Annotated in this window: 11 protein-coding genes and 1 CRISPR repeat array; all 11 genes read right to left on the bottom strand. The window is 71.5% G+C overall.

Translation table 11 applies throughout. The features are described 5' to 3' along the window. Positions 1–5: 5 nt before the first annotated feature. A CRISPR array of direct repeats spans positions 6–1,803; the repeat unit is 29 nt; unit sequence GGGTTGATCCCCGCGGGTGCGGGGGAGCC. A gap of 56 nt (positions 1,804–1,859) precedes the next feature. After that, positions 1,860–2,183, bottom strand: a complete 324-nt coding sequence (gene cas2e / locus BMW51_RS14800) for a type I-E CRISPR-associated endoribonuclease Cas2e (RefSeq protein ID WP_093007827.1) — start codon at positions 2,181–2,183, stop codon at positions 1,860–1,862. Next, on the bottom strand, positions 2,183–3,115 hold the full coding sequence (gene cas1e, locus BMW51_RS14795) for a type I-E CRISPR-associated endonuclease Cas1e (RefSeq protein WP_093007825.1): 933 nt from the start codon (positions 3,113–3,115) through the stop codon (positions 2,183–2,185). Before cas1e ends, cas2e begins: the two co-directional genes overlap by 1 nt. After that, complete coding sequence (locus BMW51_RS14790; protein ID WP_177171700.1) at positions 3,116–3,937, bottom strand: type I-E CRISPR-associated protein Cas6/Cse3/CasE; 822 nt, start codon at positions 3,935–3,937, stop codon at positions 3,116–3,118. Further along, positions 3,934–4,707, bottom strand: coding sequence for a type I-E CRISPR-associated protein Cas5/CasD (gene cas5e / locus BMW51_RS14785; RefSeq protein ID WP_218139399.1), 774 nt, complete (start codon positions 4,705–4,707; stop codon positions 3,934–3,936). Before cas5e ends, BMW51_RS14790 begins: the two co-directional genes overlap by 4 nt. Continuing rightward, entirely contained in the window at positions 4,704–5,942 is a 1,239-nt protein-coding gene (cas7e, locus tag BMW51_RS14780; protein WP_093007887.1) for a type I-E CRISPR-associated protein Cas7/Cse4/CasC, read from the bottom strand. The genes cas5e and cas7e overlap by 4 nt, the downstream gene beginning before the upstream one ends. Continuing rightward, a complete protein-coding gene (gene casB, locus BMW51_RS14775; protein ID WP_093007823.1) occupies positions 5,932–6,489 on the bottom strand; it encodes a type I-E CRISPR-associated protein Cse2/CasB in 558 nt (185 codons plus the stop codon). Before casB ends, cas7e begins: the two co-directional genes overlap by 11 nt. Continuing rightward, the gene (locus tag BMW51_RS14770) at positions 6,479–7,972 is read right to left on the bottom strand and encodes a hypothetical protein (protein WP_093007821.1); all 1,494 of its coding nucleotides are present in this window, start codon (positions 7,970–7,972) and stop codon (positions 6,479–6,481) included. The genes casB and BMW51_RS14770 overlap by 11 nt, the downstream gene beginning before the upstream one ends. Before the next feature lie 130 nt (positions 7,973–8,102). Then, a complete protein-coding gene (drmB, locus tag BMW51_RS14765; RefSeq protein WP_093007819.1) occupies positions 8,103–9,977 on the bottom strand; it encodes a DUF1998 domain-containing protein in 1,875 nt (624 codons plus the stop codon). Then, entirely contained in the window at positions 9,974–13,444 is a 3,471-nt protein-coding gene (gene drmA, locus BMW51_RS14760) for a DISARM system helicase DrmA (RefSeq protein ID WP_093007817.1), read from the bottom strand. The genes drmB and drmA overlap by 4 nt, the downstream gene beginning before the upstream one ends. Beyond that, positions 13,441–17,373, bottom strand: coding sequence for an Eco57I restriction-modification methylase domain-containing protein (locus BMW51_RS14755; protein WP_245708568.1), 3,933 nt, complete (start codon positions 17,371–17,373; stop codon positions 13,441–13,443). The genes drmA and BMW51_RS14755 overlap by 4 nt, the downstream gene beginning before the upstream one ends. Beyond that, the gene (drmD, locus tag BMW51_RS14750) at positions 17,370–20,597 is read right to left on the bottom strand and encodes a DISARM system SNF2-like helicase DrmD (RefSeq protein WP_093007815.1); all 3,228 of its coding nucleotides are present in this window, start codon (positions 20,595–20,597) and stop codon (positions 17,370–17,372) included. Before drmD ends, BMW51_RS14755 begins: the two co-directional genes overlap by 4 nt. Between the last annotated feature and the right edge of the window lie 65 nt (positions 20,598–20,662).

Below are 20,662 nucleotides of genomic sequence, written 5' to 3'. Positions count from 1 at the left end.
GCCGAGGGTTGATCCCCGCGGGTGCGGGGGAGCCCACACCAGCGCCTGCAAATTGCCCTTGCAAATGGGTTGATCCCCGCGGGTGCGGGGGAGCCGATCGCCCGAGGTTCGGGTTGGTGACGTAGAAGGGTTGATCCCCGCGGGTGCGGGGGAGCCGGCGCCGTCGCGTTTACCGCCCCGCGCAGCCACGGTTGATCCCCGCGGGTGCGGGGGAGCCCCTCGGAAGGCGATGACACGCGACGGGTGTATGGGTTGATCCCCGCGGGTGCGGGGGAGCCGAACAGCAGCGCGTTCATAGCTCCACCTGGTGGGGTTGATCCCCGCGGGTGCGGGGGAGCCGTGTGTCGCGTCAGGACATGGGCGATCAGCGCGGGTTGATCCCCGCGGGTGCGGGGGAGCCTGCCACTTATCGTCACCGGTATTGTCGAGGTCGGGTTGATCCCCGCGGGTGCGGGGGAGCCCAACCCGCGCGCTGCCCCGCCTTCGGGCTATCGGGTTGATCCCCGCGGGTGCGGGGGAGCCACGAACAGGTCTTCCGCATTGGCGATGGCGCGGGGTTGATCCCCGCGGGTGCGGGGGAGCCTCCCAGTCATACCGCCGGGCGACGTGCATCAGGGGTTGATCCCCGCGGGTGCGGGGGAGCCGCCCGAACGCTGCGGTCCATTGCCACGGCCGCGGGTTGATCCCCGCGGGTGCGGGGGAGCCCTTCCGCGCCCAGCCGCCGGGCGTCGTCCTCGGGGTTGATCCCCGCGGGTGCGGGGGAGCCTGGGAACGTCGGTGGTGGAGCTGCCATTCGGCGGGTTGATCCCCGCGGGTGCGGGGGAGCCCGCGGTCCTAGCCGGGACGTCGAGCATGTTCGCGGTTGATCCCCGCGGGTGCGGGGGAGCCTTGATCGCCCCGGACCAGGCCCTCGATTGTCGGGGTTGATCCCCGCGGGTGCGGGGGAGCCGCGAGATCGCAGCGAGCGGCCATCTCCACCTCGGGTTGATCCCCGCGGGTGCGGGGGAGCCGCTCGGCGCTGCTCGCGGCCGGCGCTGTGAAGGGGTTGATCCCCGCGGGTGCGGGGGAGCCACAAGCGAACCCGAGAAGCTGCTGCCGTGCCCGGGTTGATCCCCGCGGGTGCGGGGGAGCCTCCACCTGCTGTTTTCAGGGTGGAGCATCACAGGGTTGATCCCCGCGGGTGCGGGGGAGCCCCGCACGTGCGCAGGCGTGAGACGCTCGAGGAGGGTTGATCCCCGCGGGTGCGGGGGAGCCTTCGAGCCGATCACCGACGTGCTGCCGGCGAAGGGTTGATCCCCGCGGGTGCGGGGGAGCCCCGCACGTGCGCAGGCGTGAGACGCTCGAGGAGGGTTGATCCCCGCGGGTGCGGGGGAGCCTTCGAGCCGATCACCGACGTGCTGCCGGCGAAGGGTTGATCCCCGCGGGTGCGGGGGAGCCTCGTAGGTGCCAAGCTCAATGCCCGATGCGGTGGGTTGATCCCCGCGGGTGCGGGGGAGCCTCGCCTTTCAGCGCATCCCATCCGCCCGGCTCGGGTTGATCCCCGCGGGTGCGGGGGAGCCCGGGACGTGACCCCGAAGGGGGAGGGGGGATGGGGTTGATCCCCGCGGGTGCGGGGGAGCCGCGTCCTGCAAATCCCACCACGCCTGCACGATGGGTTGATCCCCGCGGGTGCGGGGGAGCCTGGCTGGAAGCTGAGCAGCTTGCGCGCAGAGAGGGTTGATCCCCGCGGGTGCGGGGGAGCCAAGGCCGGCGAGCGCGCCAAACTGACTCGACGGGGTTGATCCCCGCGGGTGCGGGGGAGCCTCTATATGCTAGTAGCCTGAATAGGCTCACATTGTCAAAGAAGCATGAGCGTGCGCTCAGGACTTGAGTAATGTCGATCGCGGCGAAAGGGGGCGTTGGACGAGGAGGAGGGCATCGTGGACGAGGACGTGCTTTGGCGGCTCACCGAGCGTTGCGAGGCCTAGGCCGCCGGCGGAGGCGGGTTCGGCCCAGCACATGACGATGCTGCCGCGGCGCAGGCGGTTGTGCCATTCCTCGACAACCGCCCAGATGCGGCCGCGCACGCCCGCGCTCATCCGCGGCTGCGCGTAGACGCCGGGTGCCAGTTCGAGCATCGCCGAGCCGAGCAGCCCGCGGTAGCGGTCCTCGACATCGCGGGTGATGATCACCGTGAGCGGCATCAGGGCGCGCGCCTGCTTTCGGCCGCGCTTCCCGCGCCGGCGCCGGCGTCTGCGATCACCTCGCCTTCTTGCCCCGGCATCAGCAGCGTCTTGATGCGGTCGATCATGCCGGGAATGACGCTGCGCTGACGGAACAGCAGCGCCGCGCGCTTGCGCACCAGCCGCTCGACCGGGGCCGCACCCGCCGCGCGCGCTTCGCGCACGGCGGAGAAGGCGATGTCGAGCAGCACGTCGTGACGGTAGAGGTCGGCGATATCGAGCACGAAGCTCTGGCCTGAATCCTCGTGAACGAAGCCGAGCTGCGGTATCGCGCCGACCGCCGCCACCGCGACGCTCGCCGCCGCGGTCATCGCCGCGCCGGCGTGGTTGATCGCCTGGTTGGCGAGGTCGCCGGCTTCCGGGTTCTCGCGGTCATAGCGGCGTCCGCCCCACGCGATACCGTGGCGTTCGGCGGCGAGTGCGTAGGCACGCTTGATCCGCGCACCCTCCTGTCCGCGCAGCACCGCGATGTCGCGCGTGCGCACGATCTCGCCGAAGCGCATCGCGTACATCGCGCGCGCGACCTCCATCCGCTGTTTCGTATCGGCCCAGCGCCGCACCTGCGCGCGCGCGAGCGCGGACGTGTCGGGCATCAGCGGTGGCGCGGTGTAGAAGCGTACCGCGCCGTCACCGATCGCGGCGAGCGCGCAGCCGTGCCGCGCGAGCAGGCGCAGTGCATCGTGCGTCACGCTGGAGCCTGGCCCGAGCAGCACGATCGAGATGGTGTGATAGGGGATCTGGTAATCGCCCGCCGCCATCGCGTCGCTGCCGGTGGTGACGAAGCGCAGGCAGCCGTCCTCCACCTCCAGCCGCCCGCGATCGAGCCAGATCAACCCGTGCCGGTCGGCGTGCGGAATGCGCGCGCGCTCCAGCCCGAGGCGACCCGACAGCATCTAACCCGCGCGGCCGGGTGGAGCGAGGAGGAGCATGCCGAAGCCAAACGCGGCGTGTCGGCCGACGCCACCGGCGAGCAGCGCGGCGAAGGCGGCGGCGTCGGCGACCGCGAGCGTGCCGGCCATGACCGCATCGGGACCCTCGACCGCGCGGGTGCGTGGCTGCCCGCCTGTATTGCTTTTGCCCGCGTGCGTGTTGCGGCGGGTGCGCGCGCGGCGGAAGTCGCGCAAGGCCGCGTGCTCGATCGTCGCGGCGCCATTCAGCCGCGCGGCGAGCCAGTCGGCGTAGACCGCCTCGCGCGAGACGCCGCCGATGTTCAGGGACTCGCTGTCGCTATCGGGAGCGCCGCCCGCTCCTCTGTCAGTCGCGACCGCGCGCTCGCACGCGGCGACGAAGGCGTCGATCTCGCCCGCGCGCGGTTGCCAGCCGCCGCGCTCACTGCGTGCGGCGCGCGCCTGCTTGCCGAAGCGCACGACGGGGCGGACGCGCACCTCGAACGCGTAGCGCGCGCCTTCGCGCCACGCGTCGGGCATCGGCTGCAGCTGGTGATCGCCCGGGAAGATCGCGGCGATGCCTTCGTCGGCGGGCGGGAGTGCGGCGGCATCGCCAAGTGCGGCGGCGTCGGCGACGTAGCCAAGCAGGTGGGCCCCACGCGGATGATCGGGCAGAAAGCGGAACGGACGCGGCGCGGCGGCGCCGAAGCGCGCGGCGAGCGCGGCGTGGAGCGCGTAGCCCGCGTCGTCGTCGTCGAGCCGCCGCTCGACCGCGAAGCGTTGCAGCGCGTGACGGTCGATGCCGATCCGCAGCAGGTGGAGCGTCACGCGGTCGCCTCCGCCGGCCAGTCGAGCCGACCGTGGATGACGCGGCGAAGCCCGGCGTGGACGCCCGAGGGCCAGTGACGCTCGTCGGTGAGCGCGTCTTCCTGCGCGCCCGCCGCCTCCGCCTGCGCGCGTGTCGCTCCCGTCAGCTCCGCGTAGGGCCATTGCGCGCGCACGCGGTCACGCCGCTCCACGCCGTCCAGCAGAGCGAGGCCGGCGGCGAGCGCAGCGGGGATCGTTTCCGCTTCGATGACGCCGAGCAGCAGTGGGCGCGAGGGGACGAACGGCTTGCGACCGATGAACAACGGGCGTTCGGGGCGGGCGAGCGCGTGCGCCAGGCTATCAAGATCGGGAGCGGGGAGATCGGGAGCGCTGTCGTCCTGGTCGGCGGGTGCGAGCCGACACGTCACCAGCACGCGCGCGTCGGCGTCCATGTCGCGGAAGCGGATGTGCGGCGACTTGTAGGTGTCGGCGCCGCCCGCGCGTCCCTCGACCCGGCCGCGCGTGGTCCAGCCGCGGTCGTTCGCCTCGAGTTTGGCGGTCTGGAAATCCTGCACGCGCTTCCCTTCGGCAACGCGCGCCGCGCCGATCGTCAGCCGCGCTTGAAGATCAGCGTGCCGGTCGATGTCGAAGCGTTCCCAGCCGAGCGCGTTGGCGAACAGCCCCGCGATCATCGACTTGGCGGGGAAATCGCGCACGACGCCGTTGGCGTCGACCACGTCGCCGCCGAAGCTCATCAACGGCGCGTCGAGGTCGACGAGCAGGTGCCTCACGCGGCAACCGCGGCGTCGCGCACCGTAGCGCCCGCCCAGGCGGCGAGATCGCGCAGGCTGCTGCCGGGGATCGGCGTCGCCAGCACCTCCGGCAGGTCGAGCGACAGGTCGGGCAATGCGGCGTGGCGGCGCGCCTCACCGGTTTCGTACATCCTGTCCATCGCGGAGAGGTGCCGCGCGAGTTTCTCCGCCGTGCGGTTGCCGAGCGAGCCGTTCGAGCTGCGCGTCTGCGTCTCGACCGCGTCGCGGAACGCATTGGCAAGCGTGCGCGGCTGGCGATCGCCTGCCTCCACCAGCACCAGCTCGGCGCGGCTGTACGGCGCGGTCGAGCCCTTCTTCGCGCCGGGCGACACCTCGGCGACCAAGTGGACGAGGTGCTCGACCACCTGGGCCGCGAGCGCGCGGTCGTGGTCGCCGGCCCAGTCGGCGCGCGCGCAGCCGGTCAGGTTGGAGACGAGCAGCGGCACGTCGACGACGACGTAGCCGTAATAGAGCCCGGAGGTCAGCTCGGTATCGAACACACCCGCCGCGCCCGCGTCGTCGCCCTGTTCGCGGTCGCGCAGGTCGTCGACGACGGTGAAGTAATCGAGCTCGGCCTGTTCGGGGTGGACCGTGAACGCGTGCGCGACGTGAATCGCGGCGTCGCGGTTTGCGCGCGTGTCGCTGGTCACCATGCGCCCGAACAGCGCGGCCTCGAGCGAGGCGGCGAGCACATTCTGGTCGCGCAACTGGTTAAGGTTCGCCTTCTCCTCCTTGATCCACGCCTCCGCTGCGGCGCCCGCGGCCTTTGCATCGGCGTTTTCGGACAGGAGCCGCTCGGCTTGTTCGCGCAGCCAGGCGAGTTCGGGACGGCCGAACAGCAACGCCTGACGCTGTTGCTTGTCCTTCGCGTTCTTGCCGTAAAACTTGGTCAGGAACGCGCCCTCGACTGCGTCCACCGCTTTCTCATCGAAGCGCGCGCGCAAGGGGCCGGTCACCTCGCGCTCGATCGCGAGCTTGGACCGGACGCCCTCGACGCCGTTCTGCCGGGCGAGCGCGTGAAGTGCGTGGGCGTCGTCGGCCATGCGCCAGTGGCGTTTGAGGCATTGCGACGAGATGCGCGTGCGGATCGCACTGCCAAACGGCAGCCGCTTGGCGAGCCCGGCGTCGTCGCGGTTGAGCAATGCGCCCGGCCAGGCGGCGAGAAAGTGGATCTGGATGAACTTCGGCACCACGCCGCCGGCTTCACTGGTCACGCTCATCCCCCTCGTCCGACCGCGCGCTGGCGGCGTAATAATCCTGCGCGATGCGAAGTCGCGCTTCCTCGGCCGCTGCCTCGTCGTTGCCGACGAGATCGAACAGCGTCCACAGATTGATCGTGCGCTCACCCGCCTGTGCGAGCATGCGCACGGCGCGGATCACCTGCGCGTCGAGCGCGTCGCCGCGCGTGGCGGTAAGGCGGAGCAGCCGGTTCTCCGACAGGCCGATCGCGTGAAGCGCGGTGCCGAGGCGCTTGCTGCGCGAATGCGGGTGCGCGCCGGCGGTGCCCGATAGCAGCGCGGCGGCGTGGACCAGCAGCCGCCACGGATGGAACGCCGCGGCGTCGCCCGGCATGGTCACGCCGGCGCGGTGGAGCAGGCCGATGACGATGCCGTCGGCGGCGTGGCGGCCGGTCAGGTAGATGCGGCGCAGCTCAGCGCGGTGTCCGGCCGGCAGATACGCGATCTGCCCCGCGATCGAGGTCATCACGTCTTTCGGCGCGGTGCCGGCGGCGGCGTCGCGATCGAGCGGCTTACTCGCCATGTTGCGCGTCCTTGATCCACTTGGCCATTTGTCCGTCGAGCAGTGCGCGCGCGCGGGCGTGTGCGCGGATGCGGCGCACCTCCGTTCGCGGGGCCGTACGCGCGGCGTCGGCGAACACGCCACCGGCGAGCGCGCGCAACCGGGTGCGCCAGGCGAGCAGATGGTTGCCCTCGTCGCGCGCCGCCTGCGCCCAGAAGGCCGCGTCGAAGAAGGTGGCGTCGACCCCCGCGTCGAAGCGCGTCATCCAGGCTGCGGTCTTCTTCTTCGCCGCCTCGTCGTCGAGCCGCGCCTGGTCGGGTCCGCCCTGCACCAGCGAGATAAGCGCGCGGCGCAGCCGGCGACCGGCCTCGCCCGCCTCGGCGGCGCGTTTGTTGGCGATCTGTCCAACACGGTCGAGTGCGGCCAGGTCGCCGTCCTCCAACTCGTGCAGGCGCGAAAGGCGAATCGCGCGGCGATGCAGCCCCTCGGTCTTGCCCTGTCCGCGGACCAGCGCGGTCGCGACGAGGGTGAGCGCGTCCGCGTCGTCGCGGTCGTCCTCTTTCGCGAGCAGTGGCCGCGTGATGCGTGCGGGATCGAGCAGTTGCGCGATCTGGCGATAGCCGAACCCCGCGCCGGTCGGCGTGTGGCTGGCGGTCGCGTCGGCCTTGAGCGGCGCCCAAGGGTCTCCGGTCTGCCCTTTCATCAGCGCGGCGGCGACGCGCGCGACCTTCGAGCCGGCGGCGAGCGCCTCCACGTTACCCGCGGCCGTGCGGCGCAGGCGGACGCGGCGGCAGATTTCGACGTAGAGTTCATCGAGCCCCGCGTAGTCGAGCGACTGCGTGCCGTCCCACGAGACGGTCCACAGCAGCGCCGTGCCGGTGCGGCGGCTGGGGCGCGCGCGTGCGTCGGCGACGAGGCGGCGGACGTCGCGCGCGAACGCGGCGGCGGCGCCCCCGGCGGGTCGCACGCCCATGCTCATGCGCGTCGCGAAGCCGCCGTTCATCCGCGACACGCCGTAATTGCCAGCGCCGAGAAAACCCTCGAACGTCTGCAGCGTGACGAGCGCGAAGAGCCATTCCTGCTCGCCCGCGTGAACCATGCGCGCCTGCTTCACGTCGTGATTTTTGGCGGTGACGAGCATGTCGAGCGCGTCCGGCGTGGCGAGCACGTTCTTGTAGGCGGCGCGATCAGTCGCGGCGACGAGCGGAGGCTGGAGCAAAGCGGGGCGGCTCCAATCGTCGACGACGAGCTCCCACGCCTCCGGGCAATCGGGGGTGAGCGCGAGCAGCAGGTCGCGCCATCCGGCCCCGTCGTGCGGCAGCGCCTCGCGATCGGCGTGGATCAGCGCGAGCGCGGCGACCTGCACGGTGAAGGCGTGCCACGGCTCACGCTGGTGCGGGCGGAGCGCGGGAAAGCTCCACGCCGCGCCATTCGCCAGCGCGGCGAAGGCGGCGAACAGCGAGCCGCCGTGACGAGTCCCGTGTTCGTCCTGCCAGTCGATCATCGCTGAACTGCCGGTGCGCGGAACATGATGCGAACCTGCCAGCCGGTCGGGTGGGTGTCAAAGCGGGCGAAGCGACTTATCAACATGATCGCGCGCGATTTCTTGCAAGTTGTAAATCTTCGCACGTGGCTCACGTCGCCGGGCCAAACAGCGCGGCCTCACCGGTCAACACGGTGGGAGCGGTGAGCGCGCGGTCGAGGTATAGGTTGCGGGCTTCGCAGCTGGTTTCGGCGACGAGCAGGCAGGCGTGGCAGGCCGCGCCGCTCAGCGCGCGTTCGTCGGCGTGGGTGTCGGGGTCGTGTTCGGCGCAGATCGGGTCGCCCGAGCAGAGCGCGAGCCGGTCGAGCGCGCGCTCGATGATCGCACCCAGGCGCGGCAGCACCGCGATCAGCCCGCCGAGCGTCCCCTGCGCGCCGGTGGAGGCGGTGTAGAGGAGCAGGCCGAAGCGCTCGCCGTCGTCGTCGACGATCGCGTACAGGCGTTCCTTGAGCGCGGTCGCGGGATAGCCGCAGTCGAGCGCGATCTCGTTCATCAGCGCGTGGCTGAAACCGTGGAGCGCGTAATAAGCGAGGCGGGGAAAGTGGAGCTTGTCGCCGAACGGCTGGTTCGCGGCCCAGCGCTCCCACCCGCGCAGCAGCAGGTCGCCGCGCGCGTGAACCGCGGGGCGCGCGAGCCACTCGCGGATCGCGGCGGCGGAGAAGCGCAGGAACACGCCCTCGCCCAGTTGCTCGGCGGCGGGAAGCCACTCGAGCTCGGTCGCGAGCGCGGCGCCCTCGACCGCGATGTGCAGTTCCTCCAGATCACCGTCGACCGCGGTCGGCGCGGCCTCGAAACGGGTGAAGCCGTAGAGGCAGGCGACCTCGCGCAAGCGGTGAACGGCGACGACGGACTCCACGGGCGCGAGTCGCGCGCGGTCGCCATCCCAATCGCCGCGCGCGAGCGTGCGGGCGTGTAGCTTCGCATCGGGCGCGTCCGAGCCGATCACGTCGAGCCCGGAGGCGAGCAGGTCGAACTCCGCCGCCTTCGGCGCGCGCGCGAGCGCCTGTCGCCCGGTGACGCGAATGTGCGCGATGCGCGCGACGACGTCGGCGTCGCTCCAGCCGTCGAACGCGGCGCGAAGTGCGGGGTTGGCACGGCGCGCCACCGCCATCTCGTCAATTGTTTCGACCCAGTCGATCGCGTCGAGATGTTCCTCGACCAGCGCGGAGAGATCGTCCTCCGCGGTCGGCAACGAGATGACGGTCAGCACCTGCGGGAAATAGGCGTTGGTGGCGGTGCGGCTGAGGAAGCGCAGGTTCTCGCGGCAGCCATCGGGTTCGTCGCTGACCAGCCACGGACGACGACCGCGACACGCGCCGAGGATGCCGCTCGCCTGCGCTTCCTTCAACGACAGCGACTTGCCGCAGCCGCACACGACGCGCGTGGAGGCAGGATCGCCCGAGGTGCCGCGCTCCTCCAGCCACATCGACTGAACACAGCGTTCCTCGCTGCCGATGTGGACGGTGTAGCCCCAGTCGATGTCCTGCAGATGCCCCTTGCGGCAGCCGGCGACGAAACGGATCGGGGTGACGGCGACACGGTGGCCATCGTCATCGACAAAGTCGGCGCGTCCGCGCGGATCGAGGTCGCGCCAGCGCACCAGCCGGCGGCGGCGCACCTCGCCCGCTTCTTCCGCGTCGCGCGCGACGAACCAGGCCGGGAAGATGCGCGCCTCGACGCCCGGCGGCTCGCTGGTGCCCGCGGTCCGGCGGGCGTCGTCGTGGACCGGGGGCGTGCGAAGCGAGAGCCGCTGATCGTCGGCGAGCCGTCCGTTGCCGCGCAGCAATGCCTCGAGCACCGCGACCGCGCGCGGTTCCTGGATCGGACGCCAGCTGCCCGCCTCGCGCATGTGCCAGAGATCAAGCCCGCCAATCACGACCGAGCGCGTCGGCAGGTCGACCATCGCGCCGGGACCGAAGCCGATGATGAGCTGCGACGCGCGCAGCGTGACGGGTTTGGCGCTCATGACATGTCTCCGGCACCGCTGACGCGCTCGCCCATCGGGCTGCGGGGTTTGAGCAGGACGCCGGGTTCGACATCGCGCATGCTCCACCCGGCCTGAAATCGCTGCTGCGCCGGAGAGAGATTTTGGAGCACGGGGTCGAGCGGCGGGTGGAGCAGGCGATGCGGGCGTTCGGCATAGGTGAAGCGCCCGCCCGCCGCGGTTTGATCAGCGGCGATCGCGATCCAATCGTCGAGCATGGCCTCGATCGTCGCTGTGAGCTGTGTGCGGCCGCCCTCGATCGTCTCCGGCGCGCGCTGGACCAGATGTTGCACCACCGCCGCGCGCGTCGCGAGCGCGTTGGCGAGCGCGTCGACCGCGCCGGCGGGCGTCAGCGCCGGGTCGAGGTGACGCGCGATCGCGACCACGACGGCGGCGAGCGCGCGGTCGAGCGCGCGCGGCGACCACGGCGTGACGCTGGTCGCCTCGACCGAGCGGTAGAAGGTATCATGGAAATGACCGAACTGCTCGAAATGCATCCGGTCGCGCGGGCGATGAACGTTGAGCACGACAACGACGAGGCCGGGGCGTGCCGCGTTGCGCCCGACGCGGCTGGTCGCCTGGATATATTCGGCCGCGGTCTTGGGCTGACCCTGCACCAGCATCAGCCCGAGCCGGTCGATGTCCAACCCGACCGAAATCATGTTGGTGGCGAGTGCCACGTCGACGGGCTCCGCGCCCTCTGCGCCGGACCTCGCTTCGAGCCGCCGCTTCGCGGCCGCGACCTGATCGGTCGAGACGCGCGAGGTGAGCTCGACCGGCTCGGCGAGCGTGCGGTCGCCGAAGGGGTGGTCGGCGGGTTCGTTGCGGCGGCGGCGCGTGCCGTAATGCGCGAGGCGGTTGGCGACCTCATCCTCGACGATGCGGCGCGCACCACCCAGTTCGCGCAGCGCGTTGAAGTAGCAGAGCGCGGTGAGGTACGCGTCGGTGTCGCCAGCGCCCTCGTCCGCCAGCCCCTGCGCCGCGCCCAGCAGCGTGACGAGCGCCTGGAGGAAGACGAGCTTCGGCCCGCGTCCCGCCGCGGCGATGCCGACGTACCAGCGCGCGGGGTCGGCGTCGCTCTCGGCGCGGGTCAGCGCGAAGAAGCTGTCGCGCACGGAGATGCCGGGCGGCGGGAAGATGCGTGTTTCGGCGCGGTCGAACAAGGCGCGGATCTGGTCGCGTGCGCGGCGCACGGTGGCGGTCGAGGCGACGATCTTGGGCCGGACGCGCTGCCCGGCGACGGTCCGCGCGGCGAGTGCGTCGATCGCCGCCTCGTACAGCCCGGCGACCGTGCCGAGCGGGCCCGAGATCAGGTGCAATTCGTCCTGTATCACGAGATCGGGCGGGGCGAGTTGGTGTCCGCCATCAAGCGCGCGGCCGACGCCGGGCTCGCCTGCGCCGTAGAAGCCGTTCGCGTCGGCGCGGTCGACGTGGCCGAAGAAGGCGCCGGCTTCCCCTACCCACGGCAAGGCGGCGAATTTGTCGACGGTGGCGATCAGGAAGGCGGGCAGGCGGCGGTAGATCGCCTCGTCGACGGTGACGATCGGCAGCGCGCGGTCGCCGGTGAAGGCGCAGTGGAGATTGACGCAGCGCAGCTCGAGGTTGGTCGGCGCGTCGGCATTGGGAACGCAGTGAAAGCTGTCGGCGGTGAAGGCGGTGTCGCACCACGGGCACGACTTGATCGGCGCGGGCGCCCGTGAGTCTCGCCCGCTCTTGTAAGCGCGGACGCGGCGGACCGCGGTGCCCTCCGACTTGTCGCCGCGACGGCCGAGGCGGTTGGGGCTCGCGTCCGAGCCGACCCACAGTCCAATCTCGATTCTCCAGTCGCCGAGCAGCGGGCGGTCGTTCGCGTCCAGGTAATCGGGACCAGTGCGCAGCAGCTCGAGCGCGCAGACCAGCCCGGCGGTGCGGCCGAGCTGATCGAGCGTCAGGAGGCGCAGCGTGTAGCGCATCACGACCGACACGCCCGCGCCGAGCAGCCCCGCCGCACCCAGCCGCCTGAGCGCGATGGTGAAGGCGGCGAGGCCAAGATACGCCTCGGTCTTGCCGCCGCCGGTGGGGAAGAACAGCAGGTCGGCGATCTCGCGATCGGCGTGGCGCGGGTCGGCCATGCCTGAGACGTTCAACAGGATGAAGGCGAGCTGGAACGGGCGCCACGATGGCGTCGTGTCGGCGGGGCGGCGCGCGCGGGTCGCGTCGGCGACGGCGCGGTTGGCGATCTCGAACGCGGTGCGGACGCGCGGGTCCTGCGTGACGAGCGCGATGCCCGCGGCGATGCGGGCGCGTGCCTCTTCCTGTGCGGCGATCAGCGTCGCGGCAGTGCGCGCGCGCTGCGCGGCACCAGCGATGTCGGGCGCGGTGGCGGCATCGGCTTGCGTGGCCGACCACGCGGTATAGGCGGTGACGAGCGGCGTAAGGGCGGCGTGCAGGCCGGCGGCGTCGTCGCGGGCGAGCGCGGCGAGCCGGTCCATGCCGAAGGTTGCGTCCGGCACCGGCGCGGGCACGGTGCGCTCCACCGCGGCGCGCGGCAGATGCGTGGTGTGGATGCGGCGTACGGCGCCATCCGGGTCGGCCTGATGCGCCGCCGCGCAGCCGAGCCCGGCGGCGTAGGACGCGGTGTGGCGGTAGTGGAGGTCGGCGAGTTGGTCGTCCCAGTCGTCGCGCGCGATCCTTGACAGGTCGCCCTGCGGCACGAAGCCCGACGCGCAGGCGAGATCGAGCCGGATCTGATAGGCGTAGGACAGGTCGCGATAGGCGGACGGCGGCTCCGCGCGCTTGTTGACGATGAACACGGTGACGACCTGCACCTCGCGCGTGCTGCCGTCCGCGAGCGTGAGTGCGAACGGGCGTGCGCGGACCGCGAGTTCGAGGCCGCCGCCCGAGCGCGCGGTCGCGCCTGATCCGGGCAGCGGCGTGCGCGCGATGCCTGCGTCGGCGTGCGGAAGTGCGAGCGTCAGCGTTATCTCACGAGGCACGCGCCGCCAGCTGACGGGCTCGCCGCGCTGGTCGCTGCCGGCTCCGAGCAGTTCGGGCGGGAGCGGGGGTTCGGGGACGTAGTCGCCCCAACTCACGGTCACGTCGAGCGCGCGCACCGACGCGTCGACCATCGTCGACAGACCGATCGCGCTCGGCAGATAGCGGCGGCGCGAGGCTGGTGCCTCGGCGTCGTCGAGCTCGCCGGCGGCGGCGGCGACGTTCCACTCGTCGAGTTCGGGTAGGAGCGGGTCGATCTCGTCGTCGGATGCGTCGGCGGGAATGGCAGACTCGGGCGTCAGTTCGCCCGAAGGCGCGATGAAGCCCGACAGATACCAGCGCGACGGCGCCTCGCCGGGCGGAAGCCGCTCGGTCGCGAGGTCGGCGTCCTCCGCCTCGCTCGGCCCGATCAGGTTGCGGCGCAGGCGGTGGACGAGCTCGGCGCGGACGCCGGCTGCTCCTTGGGCGGCGGTCATGACAATTGCTCCATCCGGGCGCGCTCCTGGTTCAGGCGCAACAACCGCGCGAGCACCGCGTCGCGAAAGGGCGCTGGCCAGAACAGGCGGCGCTGGTAGCGGTGGTCGTCCTCGTCGGTATCGAGGAAGACGGGTGCCGCGGCCTCGGCGAGGTCGTGCCAGCCGTAGGCGGTGAGGACGGCGCGATCGATTACGTGGTGCAGTGCGCGCAGGGCCGCGATGTCGTCGGCCTGGTCAGTGGCGCGGTGGAAGCGGTTGTAGGTCGGCGTCATGCCCTCGCCCCGCGCGATCATCAGCGCGGCGCGCGCGTCGTGGTAGCGTTGTCCGGCATGTTCGAGCGCGGGCGCGTCGGCGTAGCCGGGCGGGAGCGGGAAGGTCTCGAAACAATCGGACGGTGTGTAGCGCAGGTCGTCCTTCATCGACGACGCGAAGAAGCGCGCCCACACCTCGTGCACGCGCGACTGTAGCGTCGCGAAGGCGGCGAAGGTGGGGAGGGCGAAGACGGCGGTCGTGTGGGAGAATGTCGGACCGGTTGGCAATCGTGCGAAACAAACGTGTGGCGTCGCTCCGCAGTTTACTGCCAGTACGTGAGATAAGAGCCCAGTAGTCTGATACAGCTCAGGTCGCGTTCGCAGGTGCCGCCACCAAAGGCGTTTTCCGTTAGCATCGTTCTGTTTAAGCCGCTCCGGCTTGACCTTCTGCATGATGATCTTGAGCAGGTCGGGCCAGTCAGCTGCGACCCGACCCGGATAGTCTTTCGCGACTATTCCGCCGCGCTGTTGTTGCAGCTGTTCGGTCGCAGTCAGATCGTACCAGGATGAGCCATCCGTTTCTCGCGATAGTGGCCGGTCAGCGAAGTCAATCACGTAACGGTGGTGCGAGAAGGAAGGCGAATTGTTGATTTCTTCGCCGCCGAGATAAGGTTTGATGACGCTGGCGTTTTGCGGATCGGTAGCAAGTAAGTACCTCATGTTTGCGATGGGGGTGGCGATGCCGTTGGCCGCATTCACGTCATCGAAGGTGAACCCCATGCCAAGTAGGAACGAGCCGATGAACGCCGTCCCCGCATTCTCCCGCAAGGCGGCAGGCGAAGCGTCGAGGTCGCCTTCCATCAGATAGGCGGAGATACGGCGGACCGGGCGGTGATCGAGGATCGGCACCGTGTCGGGCGCGACGGGTCCGCGCTGGACGAAGACCTGCGCGACGACGACCGCAGCTTCGCCTTCCCAGCGGTGGCGACTGATCGCGCGGGTGATCGTGCCGCCGTCGGCGAGGATCTGCGCGAGGCCGGTCTCGCGCGTGTCGCCCTGACGGATCGTGTTGGTCGCGATCAGCCCGAACGCGCCGCCACGGCGCAACAGGCTGAACGCGCGGCGGAAGAAATGCGCGCACAGGTCGGCGTTGCCGTGTGCGTTCGCGTGGAGCGCCTTGAGCCAATCGGGATAGGCCGCGGCGTGCCCGGCGGCGATCGTGTTCTTGCCCGCGAACGGCGGGTTGCCGATGATCGCGTCGAAGCCGGGGTTCGGGCGGGCGAACACGTCCTCAAACTCCAGCTCCCAGTGGAACGGCGTGATGCCGATCAAAGGGTCGTGGAGCGCGCGTTGCCATTCTTCCAGCCGTGCCCAGCTGGCGTCGGTGGGAGCGAGCACGCATTGCTGCACCTCGGCCAGACGCGCGTCGCGGTCGCGCTTGCTGGTGCCGGAGAAGAAGGCGTGGAGCACCGCGTCGGCGACGAGGTGCGCGCGTTTGAGCGCGGTCGCGGCGGCGCGGTGGCGGCGCTCCTGCGCGGCATAGGGCGCGATCTCTGCCTCGACGCGCATCAACCGGCGCAGTTCGGCGGCGGCGTCGATGCCCTCACGAACGATCGCCTCCACGAAACCGTGCTGCTGCGACACGCGGCCCCAGGTGACTGCGACGATGTTGGGGTTGGGCAGTCCGACGAGGCTGTCGCCGCTCCGCAGCACGCCGTCGAGAAAGGTGAATTCGTGCGCGCTCGCCAGCGTCTCCAGCCACAGCGACAATTTGGCGAGGTCGATCGCGAGCGGATTGCGATCGACGCCGCGCAGGCAGTGCTGCGCGACCAGCCGCTTGGCATGGAGCAGCTCGTCTTCGTCCGCTGGGATCGTCGGGCGTTGCGCGGGCCAGCGCGCCCAAGCGGTGACCAGCCGCTCGCCCAATTGCCGGCACGCCTCGACCAGGAACGCGCCCGAACCCGCGGCGGGATCGCACACCTTCAGGTCGAGCACGTCGGCGGGACGCGCGTCGGCGCCGATGCGGGCAAAAGCGGGGGCGAGCGCGTGGGTGACGATCGGCTGCGTCAGCGCGCGCGGGGTGTAATGGCTGCCGGTGCGGCGGCGCTCGTCGGTCGGTTGCAGCACCGGCGTACCGGCGGCGACGGGGGTGCGGCGCGGGCAGGCGCGCAGGTCGGCGATCGGCGCGAGCGCGAGGCCGAGCGCGTCGATGCCGTCGGCGGTGCGCAGGCCTTGCGCGACCGCCGCTGGAAAGGCGCCACGGCCGGTCGCGGCTTTGAGCCACTTCTCGCGCTCGCCCGGCTTCGTCGTCGCGAGCGCGGCGAGGTTGACCCAGACGGGCACGCGATTGTTCTTGCCCGCGCGGATCGCCAGCATCGGCGCGGGCGCGCAGATCGCGGTAAAGCCCATCACGGTTTCGTACACCGCGCCGATCTGCTCGACGCTCAAGGCACGGTAGGCGACGCGCTCGCCGCCGAGCATCAGCAGGTTGTCGAGCACGCGCAGCACGCAACCGTCGCTGACGGCGAGCACCTGTTCGGCATCGCCGGCGGTGTCGCGCCCGAGCAGGAACGGAAAGGCGTGTTCGTCGAACAACGTGCCGCCGCGCGCCTGCATGAAGCCCGAGGGGTGGCCGCGATCGACCAGCCGGAACAGCGCAAGCAATCGGCCCCAGGCACCGCGACGCTCGTCGATCGTGTCGGGGTAGAGCGCGTGGTCGTCGCGCAGTCGCAGATGGAGCCCGCCGAGCGCATAGCCCTGTTCGTAGAGCGACGCCGCCGCGCCGCCCGCCGCCGAGGGCATCAGCCCGCGATCCTCCGCGTAGAGGATAAAGATGAGCCGCAGCAGCACGGTCAGCACGCCTTCGTAGAGATGCTGCGGATCGCGCAGCGTGAGCGCGCGGATGCGGTCGGGCGCGGCGGCGTCGAGCCCGCGCAGCAGCTCGTGCAGGCTGGCCAGCACCTGTCCCGACAGACGCGACGACACGTCGGCCTGCGCGGCGCGGCTCTCGGCAAGGATCGTAGGAAGGCGGTGCGACGGCGGACCGGTGAAGAGTGCGTGCGCGTCGAGCAGCAGCTTCAGACCGGCGAGCATCGCGCGACCGCCGGTGGTGGCGAGCGCGGCGAGCGGCCAGGTGATATGCCCCGATGCTTCTCCGCGGGGCGCGACGACGAGGCGCAGCACCGGCTCGGTCGCCTCGCCCTCAACGCGGCCGGTCTCGCGCGCGCCGATGAGCACGCCGGCGAGGACGCCCGTTTCGCGCAGCAACCGTTCAAAGCGCTGCTGGGCGGTCGCCTCCCATCCGTCCAGCGTGCCGCGGCGGTCGAGCACGAGGTCGGGCTGTTCAATGCGAACGAGCAGAAGCGGCGCGCCGTCGGCGTCCAGCACCGCCCAGTCGGGTTCGAGCAACGTGTCCTGCTCGGTGAAGGCGAAGCGGCACGCCTCTGGCAATGCCGAGCCGCCGGGTGCACCGGCGACGCGGTCGGCGGGCCAGCCGAGTACGTCGCGGAACAGCGGCCACGTCTCCGCGCCGAGCGCGTCCGCGACGGCGCTCGTGTCGGCGGCGGTCTGCGGTGCGGGCCACAGCCCGATGCGCGACAGCGCGGCGGGGGCGATGACGAGGCCGACCGGCTGGAGATAGCCGATCCAGTCGTGTGCGTTTGGAAGCGGCGCGCTCACGTCTCGGGCCATAGGTAGACGAGTCCGATCGGCTCGACGCGAGTGGCGCAGATGCGCGCGGCGGCGCGCAGCCGCTGGGGTTCGCGCACCAGTTCGTCGTCGAGCCGCGTCGCCGCGCGCTCCCAGGAACGGCGATCGGCGGCGCGCTGCCGTGCCTCGGCCGGGTCGAGCAGCAGGGCGAGCTGCGCGTCGTCCTCACCGCGCTCGCGCCGGATGCGCGCGATCCGCGCCTCAAGCAGCGTCTCGAGCCCGCGTGCCTCGGCGGCGGCGCGGCGCGTGATCTCGGCGGCCACGCGCTCAACGCGGGCGGCGGCGCGCGCCTCCAACGCGGGGCGGAGGTCGGCGACGTCGGCGGCGGCGTGCGCGGTCGCGTGCGCGACGGTGTCCGCGTCGGCGTCGCGCGCGGTGCGCAGCGCGCCGATCAGCTCGTCGAGCACGCGTGTCTCCGCACCGCGACCCTCGGCGAGCACGCGCAGCGGCGGTGCACCGGGTACGCGCGCCCGCCAGTCGGCGGCGACGCTCAGCACTTCTTCGTGCAACCGCGCCGCACCCTCGCCGTAGAGCGCGACGCGGCCGATCAGCACGACCCGCGGGGACCTGGCGGCAGCGGTGCGGATGACGCAGGCGCGCTCCAGTCCGTGGCGGAAGCCGGCGGTGACGAAGCGGCCGAGCAGGCGGCGCACCAGCCGGTGTTCGAGGTGGAGGTGGACGACGTCGCCCGCGTCGCGTCCGTCGGCGAGGATCGCGGGCGCAAAGCTGATGCGGCGCACTGCGGCATCGCGCGCCGCGCGCCACTCGGGCACGCGCTCCCCACCGCGCATCGGGCGGCGGCGCAGCTCGTCGAGCATGACGTGCCAGCTCGGATCGTGGGCGATCGCAGGCACCTGCTCGTCGAGCGCGAGCACCGGCGTCGTGCCGATCGTGGCGGCGTGGTCCCACGCGCCGCCCGCTTGCGTGAGCGCGAGGCCGACGACCGATTGCAGCTCGGCCGGGTCGACGCCGACGCGGGCGCGCGCCTGTTCGAGTGCTTGTGCCAGGTCGGCCTGTTCGCGCCTGAGCCGCGCGAGGCGGGCGTCGGCGCCGTCGCCGAGATCGTCCACCGCAGCGCGGACGCGCGCGTCGACCTCCTCGTCGCGGACCTGGTCGGCGAGTGCGTGCGCGGTGGCTCGGTCGATCCCGGCGCGCGCCAGCCGGTCGGCGATGCGTGCGCCGAGCACCTGACCCGCGGAGCCGAGCTGCTGGCGGATCAGCTCGGTCTTGCGCACCAGGACACCCAGCACGACGTCCTCCGCGCGCTGCGCGTAGATGAAATAGCGGCAGGTGACGGTGTCGCTGGGTTGCAGCTTGCGATCGATGCGACCGTTGCGTTGTTCGAGCCGCGAGGGATTCCACGGCAGGTCGACGTGGATCAGATCATGGCATTGCGCCTGGAGGTTGATCCCTTCGCGCGCGGCGTCGGTGCAGATCAGGATGCGTACGGGGGCGGTGGGGTCGTTGAAGGCGCGCTTGATCGCCTCGCGCCAGTCGGGCGGGGTGACGCCGGTGAAGCTGGTGATCCGGTCGGCTTCGTGTGGATCATCCGCGTCGAGCAGCACCTGCAATTGGCGCTGGAGCCAGCGGCGCGTGTCCTCATACTCGGTAAACAGGATCAGGCGGCGTTCGCGCCATTCGCCGTCCGCGTGTTGCAGGTGGGTGCGCGCCCAATCGACGATCCAGCGCACCCGCGCGTCGGGGAGGGCGCGGGCACGCTCTGCCACATCGAGCATCGCGAGCGCGTGCGCGCGTTCGGCTGCGAGCTGCTCGCGCGTTGCGCCACGTACGCCGGCGAGCGCGGCGGCGTGGGTCGCAGCGGCGTCGCGCCGGGCGAGCAGGTCGAGCGCGGCCTGTTCCTCGTCGGCTGAGGTCGGATCGGTAATGTCGGCCGCGGACGCCTCTGCTCGCTCGCCGGCGATCACGCGGTCGAGTCCGGCCAAGTGGACGCGCAGCGTGCGCGCGAAGGCGGCGATCGACGAGAGCAATCGCTGCTGCAAGCCGACAAAGGCCAGCCGCGTGCGCGCGGCCTGCGCCGGGGTGAGCGCGGCGATGCGCTGGTCGCGAATGCGGCGATAGTCGGCGAGCATGGCGGCGAGTACGAGTTCGGGCGCGTCGGCGGGCAGGCCGTCGATCACGACCGGTTCGATTATGCGCTCAGGGAACGCTTCGCCCAACGCGCGCAGGTCGCTTTTCAGCCGCCGTACCATGACCGGTTCGAGGTCGGCGGGACGCACCGGCACGCCGCGCGTGAAGCGCTGCGGGTCGAGAAGTTCGAGCAGCGTCGCGAAGCTGTTGGCGTGGCCGTTGTGCGGCGTCGCCGACAGGAACAGGCGGTGCTCGAAACGATCACACAGGTCGCGCAAGCTGCGCGTGAACTGGCTCTCGATCGCATAGCGGCCGTTGCCCGCGGGCGCGGCATGATGCGCTTCGTCGAGGATGAGGAGCGAGCGGGCGCGGAAATCCTCCAGCACGTCGCGCAACCCCGCGACATAGCTCTCGTCGCCGAGCAGCCGGTGCGACAGGATGAAGCGCGACCCCGCCGCCCAGGGGTTCGCGCCGTAGCCGCGGCGGCGGCGCAGCGCCTCCAGATGCTCGGCGTCGACGATCTCGAACGCGAGGCCGAACTTGGTCTGCAACTCGTCCTGCCATTGCTGCGCCATCGACGGCGGGGCGAGCACCAGCGTGAAATCGACGCGGCGACGCAACAGCAGCTCGCGCAAGACCAGCCCGGCCTCGACCGTTTTGCCGAGCCCGACGTCGTCGGCGATCAGCAGGTTGACCCGCGGCAGGCGCAGCGCCTTGCGCAGCGGGAGCAGCTGATAGGGATTGAGCCGGATGCCGGCGCGGAACGGTGCCTGGAACAGGTCGCGCTCGGCCGCGGTGGCGGTGCGCCAGCGCACGGTGCGCAGGTAAGCGGAGAAGGTCGCGGCATCGCCGCCGCCGCGTGGTCCCGGCTGGCCGAGTGAGGCCCATGCCTCCTCGTCGTGGAGCCGCGCGTCGACCTCCGCACCCCATAAGACCTGCGCCTGCTCGCCGTTGGCGTCGTCGTCGATGCATGACAGGCGATGGCCGGCGAGCGGGTGGTCGGGCTCGCCCTCCACCATCCACAAGCGGCCGCGCAGCGAGACGAACTGGCCGACGCCGGGCGTGCGGGCGGACTGGGTCTGGCGGGCTTCCCTGGCGTCGGTCATGCGCACCCTCCCGATTGCTGCGTGCGGCAAGGGTGCGAAAGGCGGGCGGGGAAGCCAATGCGGGA

Origin of the sequence: Sphingomonas palmae (assembly GCF_900109565.1) — a bacterium.
GTDB classification, from domain to species: Bacteria; Pseudomonadota; Alphaproteobacteria; order Sphingomonadales; family Sphingomonadaceae; genus Sphingomonas; species Sphingomonas palmae.
This window is presented reverse-complemented; position numbering and strand designations above follow the sequence as displayed.